The 9,268-nt window shown below is 64.1% G+C and carries 2 protein-coding genes; one reads left to right on the top strand and one right to left on the bottom strand.

Annotation, left to right across the window (positions count from 1 at the left end; genetic code table 11):
• On the bottom strand, positions 1-511 hold a 511-nt coding region (locus tag ACK5L9_RS06815; protein WP_416910714.1), incomplete at its 3' end, for a hypothetical protein.
• A 45-nt stretch (positions 512-556) separates the two neighbouring features.
• Between ACK5L9_RS06815 and ACK5L9_RS06820 the strand changes: the two genes are divergently transcribed.
• Positions 557-9,268, top strand: an 8,712-nt coding sequence (locus ACK5L9_RS06820; protein ID WP_416910715.1) for an Eco57I restriction-modification methylase domain-containing protein, incomplete at its 3' end; no start/stop codon positions are given.

Raw genomic sequence — 9,268 nt, forward strand, 5'->3', positions numbered from 1 at the left:
AACCGGCGGAACGCAGGCCGCAGCCGAGGCACCAACGGACGAAACCGGCCAATTCGGCCCCATCTATCGCCAATTTCGCCATCAGGCCGATGCAGCGATTGCACATCTGAAGGCCAAAAGAACCGGCGAGGCGGTAGGTGCGGTTCATCATCGTGATATTGGCGATATTGATCTTATTTGGGGAAGCGCCGAAGGCGAAGGGTTCGGGCTGGCCAAGATCGAGGCCAGGCATCCGGAGGTTCTTGCCGATCTGCAAGGGTTTCTGGATCGTTTGCAGAAAGATGAAGGTCGGTCCGGCCCGAACCGCATCAGGCTTTCTGACAAAACGGGAAGCGCCGTTGTTCGGCTTGATTGGCAGGGTGAGGCCAAGACGTGGCTTCTGACAGCTTATGAAAAGGGCCTCGGCGGTGACACCAGGACGGACATTGTCACACCAATGTCGGCGGATGACACAGCTAGCCGCCAAACCGAGACCCAAGGTGAGGATAGGAACAGCGAGAAGGTCTCGCAAGGGAAAAGAGCCAGGCGTGACAGAGCGGCAACAGATGCGGGCCTCTTGTCGTCCCTGTCGCCGGAAAAGCAGGCCCGTGCGGCGGAACTGAAAGCGAAGCTGGCGGCAAAGGCGCGCCATCAGGCCAGCAGCGGGCTTGACCCGGATTATATCATCCTCGGCGGCGAACTGGTCGCGCTTTATATCGAGGCCGGTACGAAGCGCCTCGGCCAGATGCTGCGGGATTTCGCGGAAACCACAGGGCTGACGCTGCGCGAGGCTCAGGCCCCCATGCGGGCGGCCTATAACCATCTGCGCGACGACATGGACCTGAAGGGCGAAGATGTGTCGCAGATGGACGACGCGGCGGCGGTGATGGCCGAAGTTCGCGCCGCGCTGGCCGACTCCGCCACCTCGCCATCCGCCCCGGAGGGTGATAGCGCCAGACGAGACAACACGAAGGGAGGATCGAGTGATGATCACAGCACTGATGGCCGCGATGCGGCAGCAGGCACCAAAGACGACGCGGGCGCTTCAGCTCAGCGGGCCGAAGGCGTGGGAAGATCACATCAGGGCGGTGGTGAAGCGGACCGCCGAGACGATGGACCCCGGCGGAGAGATCGCGGCACAGGGACCAAACGAAGAGCGGATGCTGAACGAGATGATCTTTCACGAGGCACTGGCGGAACTGACGGCACCCCTGGACGATCAGGCCCCCGAAACCATGTAATCCCCGAAGGCGGGCTTGCCCTGCCCGGTGGCGACAAGACCCGCGCCCGGAATGCCGTCAGGGCCATCGAGACGCTGCGCGGCCTTGAACGCGAGGGCCGCCCCGCGACATCCGAAGAACGGCAGGCGCTGTCGCTCTATGGCGGCGCGGGCACTCTGGCAGCCGCGCTGCCGAACAGCGAAGGCAAGATCCGCTTTCCCGATATCGCCGCCGATCTTGACCGCCTGCTGACGCCCGAAGAACGCGCGACGGTCGAAAAGACCAGCCAATATGCCTTCTACACCGCCGAACCCGTGTTACGGAACATGTGGAACCTCGCGCAGCAGCTTGGCATTACCGGCGGAAAGGTGTTCGAGCCGGGCATGGGCGTCGGCGGTTTTGCCGGGACCATGCCGAAAGGGTTCTTCGGGGAATATACCGGGGTCGAACTGGACCACATCACCGCAAAGATCGCCGCGGCGCTTTATCCCGGCCATCATATCCGGCACGGCGATTTCATCAGGACGCCGATGCCGCAGGACTATTACGATCTGGTGATCGGCAACCCGCCCTTCGCCCGCACGCAGATCAAGGCCGACCCTGCCTATCCGCAGGGCTTCATGATCCATGACTATTTCTTCGCCAAAAGCCTCGACAGCGTGCGGCCGGGCGGGCTGCTGATGTTCGTGACCTCCGCCGGAACCATGAACAAGCTCGACAGCAAGGCGCGGGATTACATGGCAGACAGGGCCGATCTGGTCGGGGCCATCCGCCTGCCGAATACCGCCTTTGCCGAAAACGGAACGCAGGTGACGACCGATATCATCGTCCTGCGCAAGCGCCACAAGGGCGAGGCCGAGGCCGATCCTGCATGGCGCGAATCCACGCCGGTGGCGGTGCCCGACAAGGAGGGCGGCAGCGTCGAACTGGCCGTGAACCGTTACTTCCAGAACCATCCGGAAATGATCCTTGGCGAACAGGGGGCATTCGACACACTTGTTGGACGTCCGCGTATCGGCGTGCGCCCGCGCGACGGTGCCGATCTTGCTTCCGATCTGGCCGCCGCCGTTGCCCGCTTCCCGCGCCGCATCACAAGCATGGGCGATCCGGCCCAGATGATGACCGGACCGCGCGATGCCAGAAGCGGAGAGACGAAAGCCGGTTCCTATTACATGAAGGACGGGGAACTCTGGCAATTCGACGGAACCGAAGGGAACCCCGTTCCGCGCCGCGCCCAGGGGCAATCCGGCCTGACGAAAGCCGAATATGAGCTGATCGCCGACCTGATCCCGATGCGCAACGCGCTGCGCGAAGTCTATGCTGCCGACCTGAAAGGCGAGGATGCGACCCGTGCCCGCAAGCGGCTGAACAAGGAATATGATGATTTCGTCGCCAGGCGCGGCCCGATCAACAAGGTCGAGACGACCCTTCGCCGTCCGAGTGCTGTCCAGATGGAGGGGATCCGCCAGCAGATGGCCGAGGATGCCCGCGCCGCAGGGATTGCCTTCGATACCGGCAGCTTCGATGCCGGGCCGATGATCGCGGAGGGCTGGACGCTGGCCCGGATCGCGCGGGCACGGCGCGAGGCCGCGCAGAAGCCGGGCTATCGCGAGGGCGATTTCGACCAGAATGCGGTTCCCGACCTTGAAATCAACCGTTTCCCGAATATCGACGCATTCAGCGACGATCCCGAGAATTTCCGCCTGCGCGCCATCGAGAAATACGATGCCAGGACGGGTGCGGCGACCAAGACCCGCGTGTTCCACGAGAATGCCATCAATATCGGCGTTCAGCCGAAGATCACGTCGCCCGAGGATGCGCTGCTGCACCTGCTGGCCGAAACCGGCCGCGTGGATCCGGACAGGATTGCCGAACTGTCGAAATCAACGCCGCAGAAGGTGCGCGAGGAGCTGGCCGGAAAGATCTTCGAAAACCCGGAAACGGGTGAATTCGAGACGCGGGCGAAATACCTGTCCGGCAATGTGCGGGCCAAGCTGCGCGAGGCAGAGGCCGCGATGCGCCGGGACGAGCGGTTCAAGGCCAATGCCGATGCGCTGGGTGCCGTTCTGCCAGATCCCATCCCCCGCTCGGACATCGTCGTACCGCTGGGTGCGCATTGGTTCGAGCAGACGCTTTACAGCGCGTTCGCCGGGGCCAAGGGCCTGCGGCTTACCGCCGGGTTCAAGCCTGCGCTGGGCATCTGGGTGGTGGACGGTGACACAGGGTCATCCGAGGCGCGCAATGCCTGGGGCACCGAGGACATGCCCTTTGCCGATCTGATGGGCCGGGTCATGAACAACAAGCCCCTGCGGGTGTCGCGGACGGTCAAGGAGCCGGACGGCTCGACCCGGACCTTCATAGACGAGGAAGCCACGCAGGCAGCAACTGACAAGGCGGCCGAGATCAGGGCCGCATTCCAGGAATGGCTGTGGTCCGACGAGGCACGGGCCGATCAGCTTGAGGAACGTTATAACGACATCTTCAATGCCGAGGTCGCGCCCAACCATGATGGCGGCTATCTGACAACGCCGGGGGTGCATTCGGACTGGTCATGGCGTCCGCATCAGATGGCGGTGATCGCCCGCATCCTGCAATCGGGATCGACCTATATGGCCCATACGGTCGGTGCAGGCAAAACCTCGGCGATGATCGGAGCGGGCATGGAGGCGCGGCGGCTCGGGCTGGCCCGCAAGCCGTGGTATGTCGTGCCGAACCACATGCTTGTCCAGTTCGCGACCGAGTTCCAGCAGCAATATCCACTGGCCGATATCCTCGTGGCCGACGAAAAGCGGTTCCACACGGATCGGCGCAGGCAATTCGTGGCCGATGCCGCAACCGGCAATTTCGATGCGGTCATCATCACCCATTCCGCCTTCGAGAAGATCCCGGCCAGCGAAGCGGCCAAAGCCCGCGTCGTTCAGGGCATGCTCGACGATATTCGCGAGATGGTGGCTTCCTCGAATGCCAGTGGCGAACGCGGCAAGGATATGGGCCAACAGCAGGCCACGCTTGGCGCGCTGAACTCCATCGCCGCGCAGCTTGGCATCAAGGTCGAGAAGGAAAAGGGCGTCAGCACCGCCAAGAAGATCGCCCAGCTTCTCGAACAGGCCGAGCAACGGCTGTCGAAACTGACCAGCGAGACGCGCAAGGACAGTGTGTTCGATTTCGACGAGATCGGCGTGGACATGCTGTTCGTGGATGAGGCGCATCTGTTCCGCAAGCTGTCCTTCGCGACCACGAATGGCAACATCAAGGGGATCGATCCGGCAGGCAGTCAGGCGTCCATGGATCTGTTCATCAAGTCGCGGATCGTGGACGAGCGTAATCCGGGGCGCGGGCTGGTGCTGGCCTCGGGCACCCCGATCACCAACACGATGGCGGAACTCTATACGCTGTCGCGGATCATGCAGCCGCAGGCGCTGGCCGAGCGCAATATCCAGGCATTCGACGCCTGGGCGGCAACCTTCGGCGAGGTCGCTTCGGAACTCGAACAGACGCCCGATGGTGGTTACAAAGAGGTCTCGCGCTTCTCGAAATTCGTGAATACCCCGGAACTGTCGCTGATGGTCCGGCAGGTCATGGATGTCGTGACATCAGCCGATCTTGAGCGATATGTGACCCGGCCAAAGCTGAAAGGCGGCAGCCGCAGCCTTGTGGTCGTTGACGCCACACCCGAGCAACAGGCCTTTCAGCAACGACTTGCCGCCCGGATGCAGGCCATCGCCAGACGCAAGGGGCCGGTGAAGAAGGGCGATGACATCCTTCTGTCCGTGATCAACGATGGCAGGCTTGCCGCCATCGACATGCGGCTTGTGGACCCGTCCAGCGATGGCAGGGGGTCCAAGCTGGAGCGGATGATCGACAATATCCATCAACGCTGGAAGGATGGCGATAACGCCCCGCTGCATGGCGTGGCCCCCGGCGGCGGTTATGCCGCCACACCGGAGATGCGCGGCCCCTCGACGCAGATCGTGTTCTCGACCCTCGGCATCGAGGCCAGCAAGCACAATCCCGATTTCTCGGTCCATCGCTATATCAAGGCCGAACTGATGCGGCGCGGCGTGCCGGCCGATCAGATCGTGCTGGCAAAGGATCTGAAATCCCACGCGCAAAAGCAACGCGCCTTCAACGACATGAACGAGGGCAAGACGCGCATCCTGATCGGTTCGCGCTCGATCTTCACCGGCGTCAATGCCCAGAAGCGCGTGGCCGCGATCCACAACCTCGACCCGCTCTGGTATCCGGCGGATGACGAACAGCGCAACGGGCGCGGCATTCGTCAGGGCAACATGAACCCCGAAATCGAGATCCTCGATTATTCGACCAAGGGCACCTATGACGCGGCCATGTGGCAGATGATGGCGCGCAAGGCGGCCTTCATCGAGGCCTTCTATCGCGGCGATCCAACGCAACGAGACATGGAGGATCTGGGCGAGGCCAGCCAGTTCGAACAGGCCAAGGCCATGACGACGCGCGATCCGCGTGTGCTGGAACTGACCGACATGAAGGCCGCGCGCGACAAGCTGCGCCGCCGCGCAGGCGCCATCGAGACACAGCGCGCCAGGCTGCGCGGCGAGATCAGGCGTAACCGGCGCGAGATCGCGTTCCATGACGAGAAAATCGCGCATATCGAACCCGTCGCGGCAAGCCTGCCCGATCTGGGTGGCAACAAATTCGCGATCACTGTCGGGCGCGATGCCTTCGACAGCCGCGCGGATGCCGGTAAGGCGCTGCTCCGGATGGTGGGGGATCTGGCCGAAGCCGGGGAACACTTCGAGGATCGCCGCATCGGCAGTATCGGCGGCTTCGCGATCGAGGCCACCTATCGCATCGCGGACAGGTCGATCGGGTTCTCTGTCCGCTTCGACGACGAAATGACCGCAGATGCCGGGTGGAGCGACGATCCGGTGGGCCTTGTCCGGCGGCTGGAATACGCCCTTGCGGCACCGGAACGCCGCCTCGGTTTCCATCGCGACGAACGCGCCCGTCTTGAAAAAGAGGCCGGGGCCGCGCGCAAATCGCTGGATGAAGTAAAGGATTTCGCGCAGGCCGATGAACTGGCCGGGCTGACCGCACAGATCGCCGGGATCGAGGCTGCGTTGCTGACCGAGGCCGAACAGGAGGCCGCGAAGGAATCGCGCTTCGGGGATGAGCCGGTCGTGGCTGCGCTGACCGGCGCGGAATTGGGCGAATGGTCGGATATTGTGGACCTCCAGCGCAAGGCTCAGGGGTGGTACCGCGAGCATCTTCAAGGCAAGACCGTAATTAACCGAGAGACGGGCTGGGAAATCAGGTTCACCCGTGACGGGGGCGGAAAGTTGCGTGGTAAACCGCTGGACTACCTTCTACGCGCTGTACCTGGCCTTCAGGGTATTATCACCCATGCAACTCTTACCGGAACCGAGCCTGACAGGCGCGGTCGGGAGCATGTCAAAGCTGTCCATACACTCCGTTCCGTTATTGAAATCGGTGGACGCGCAGAGCCGGTTTACATTGTCGTTCGTGAAATGGATGACGGGCGCAAGTTCTATGACCTGAATCTGGGGAGATTTGTCGGCACCCGAACCGATGGTTCGAGGGACGCGCGGAAAGACCGCGTGGAGCCCGATGCGAAAGTCAGTGCCGACAGCCTGAACATAAGGCTCGTCGCCCCCGAAATCAATTCCGATCCGACGCTGACCCCGGCCCGTGCCCGCGCGATCAACGCGGCGGCGCGGGCGGAACTGGAAAGGATCGGCATCGCCGGGCGTGTCGGGGCCGAAGCGGGCGGCGCGGGCGCGGCGGCCGGCAGTTATCTGCGCGGCGTCATCCGCATCATCCATGATCGCGGGCGCGGCTGGCGGCACACGCTGGATCACGAGATCATCCACGCGCTGCGCGACGGCGGGCTGTGGGGCAAGGATTACGGCCTCTTTACCCGCGACGAATGGCGGGCGCTGGTCCGGGCCGCGCGGGGCGACGACGCCATCCGCGCGCGTGTCGAGGCGGCCTATCCCGACCTGCCCACTGCCGGGCAGACCGAGGAAATGGTGGCCGAGCTTTATGCCGATTGGGCGCAGAACCTGCGCGACGATCCGCCCGGCCTGCTGCGGCAAGCCCTCGCGCGCATCCGGTCCTTTTTCCGCGCCCTGGCCTCGGCCCTGCGCGGCGAGGGCTTTCACGACGCCGCGCGCATCATGGAGCGGATCGCGGCGGGCGGGATCGGCGGGCGCGGGCCGGACGGGTCCGGCGGCGGCCGTGACGGCGGCAGAGGTGACAGCGGCAGGCGGAAGGAACAGCGCCAGCCCGTCAGTCTGGACAGGGCACTGATCGGTGGTGCTCTGGCGACCATCAGCGGTCATCCCGATTATACGGCCGCCAAGGCAGGGGATATCGGTGCTGCGGTGCGTCTGGCGCAGGATATCGTGACGGATGATCTGCTGGCGCGGCTGCGTGACATGATCGGGGAAAGCCGTCCGGTGATCGTGCCCGTGATCTCGGAAGAGGCCAGCGGGCGCAACAAGATCCCTCGGGCTGCTGCCGAAATCCTGGCACAGCGGTTGGGACTGGATGCGGTCACGGGGATTGTTCAGTCAAATGCTCCGCAGCGCACCGCGCTGTCCGGGCTTGACCGCATCTTCGCCTCTCCGGAATTCGACGGACCGGCAGATGCGGGCCGGGATTACCTGATCCTTGATGACACCCTGACGCAGGGCGGCACCTTCGCGGCGCTTGCCAGTCACATCGAAGCCGCTGGCGGGCGCGTGATCGGCGCGGTGGCCTTGACGGGCAAGCAGTATAGCGCGACACTGCGCCCATCGGATGCAACCCTTTTGGCCCTTCGTGACAAGCATGGCGACCTCGAAAACGACTTCCGCATTGCCACAGGGTACGGCTTCGACGCCCTCACCGAATCCGAGGCTCGATATCTCGCGGGTTTCAAACCGGCTGACGCCGTCCGGGATCGAATCCTTGCGGAAGGACGACGCCGAGGCGAGCGAGAAAATCAGGGCGATGATCCGGCAGTAAGACACCAGCGCGACATGTCCTTGCTTCGGGATGTGATGCAATCGGGTCGGGCGAAGGCAGCGGGGCTGGTCAGCCGGGAATTCTGGCGCAAATCGCCCGGGATGTTCTCGGACTGGCTGACCGATGCCATGGGCAAGGACCGGCGGTTCAACATTCTGGGCGCGGTTCCGGGCCATCCGCTGTTCGCGGAACTGGGCCGGAACCTGCCATCGGCGCAGGCCTATCTGAAGAACAAGCAGGACATGGACGCCATGCGCAACGACTGGCAGGCCCGTGCGGCTGCCATGGTCGATCGCTGGACGCGCATCGGCAAGAAGGATCCCAAGGCCAATGAGGCGCTGATGGATCTGATGCACAGGACGACGCTGGCCGGGATCGACCCCAGCCGGAAGGATGACTGGACACATACCCATGCCGCCAGCGCCGCGCGGATCCTGAAGGACGGGCGGGCCAGCCCCGACCGGATCGCCTGGGCCAGACAGATCGAGCGCGAGACAGCGGCCCACAAAGCCGCCTATGCCGATCTGCGCGCCGCCTGGAAGGCTTTGCCGGAGGCATTCCGCAAGCTCTATCGCGAGGTCCGGGACGAATACGGGGCCATGGCCGACAGGATGGATGCCGCGCTTCTGGCCAATATCGCGACGGCCAACCGGATCGCGCTCAGGCGCGCCGAGCGGGCGCATCGCAAGGAAATGGCACGCATCCGTGACGAGGGGCTGGACGGGATGGAACGCATGGAGGCCATCGACAAGGCGGATGCCGGTCTGGCCAGCGCCCGCAAGCGCGCGGCGGCGGGTCAGGCCGCGCGCATGGCGCAGATGCGGCAGGCCTTTGAAAGCAACCGCCTGTCCGGCCCCTATTTTCCGCTGTCGCGCTTTGGCACCTATTTCGTCACCCTGCGCGATGCCGATGGCAGGGTCGTCTCGTTCAGCCGCTTTGCGAAGAAGGCGCAGCAGGAGGCGTTCATCCGCGAGATGGAGGGCCGCCCCGGCCGTGTCGAACGCGGGGTGCTGGGCGAAGGGGCCGATCTGCGCGGCATGGTTGATCCGCGTTTCGTGGCC

The sequence above is a fragment of the Paracoccus sp. (in: a-proteobacteria) genome (assembly GCF_047973135.1).
GTDB lineage: Bacteria > Pseudomonadota > Alphaproteobacteria > Rhodobacterales > Rhodobacteraceae > Paracoccus.